Origin of the sequence: Pseudomonas sp. SID14000 (genome assembly GCF_002165135.1) — a bacterium.
Taxonomy (GTDB): domain Bacteria; phylum Pseudomonadota; class Gammaproteobacteria; order Pseudomonadales; family Pseudomonadaceae; genus Aquipseudomonas.
This window is the reverse complement of record NZ_NFZQ01000152.1, coordinates 1-402: the sequence shown is the minus strand read 5'-3', so window position 1 is coordinate 402 and position 402 is coordinate 1. Positions and strand designations below refer to the sequence as shown.

The window sequence follows — 402 nt, the reverse complement described above, 5'->3', positions numbered from 1 at the left end:
CCGCGGATGCCGGCGGCGAACGCGGCCCTGCGCATCCTCTCGACCGACCTGACGATGACGGCGGCCGTGGGCAACTCCCAGCTCGTCCACTCCCACACCTGGTACGCGAACATGGCCGGCCACTGGGCCAAGCTCCTGTACGGCGTACCGCACGTGGTGACCGCGCACTCGCTCGAGCCGCTGCGTCCGTGGAAGGCGAAGCAGCTGGGCGGCGGCTACCGCCTGTCGAGCTGGGCCGAGCGGACGGCGTACGAGGCGGCCGACGCCGTCGTCGCGGTCAGCAACGCCACCCGTGACGACATCCTCGCCAGCTACCCGTCGATCGACCCGGCCAAGATCGACATCATCACCAACGGCATCGACGCGGACTTCTACCCCCCGGATCCCTCGACCAGCGTGCTC

1 protein-coding gene is annotated in these 402 nt (G+C 70.1%); it reads left to right on the top strand.

The features are described 5' to 3' along the window. Positions 1-402: glycosyltransferase (locus CAY82_RS27730; protein WP_140399187.1), on the top strand; the 402-nt coding region annotated here is incomplete at both ends.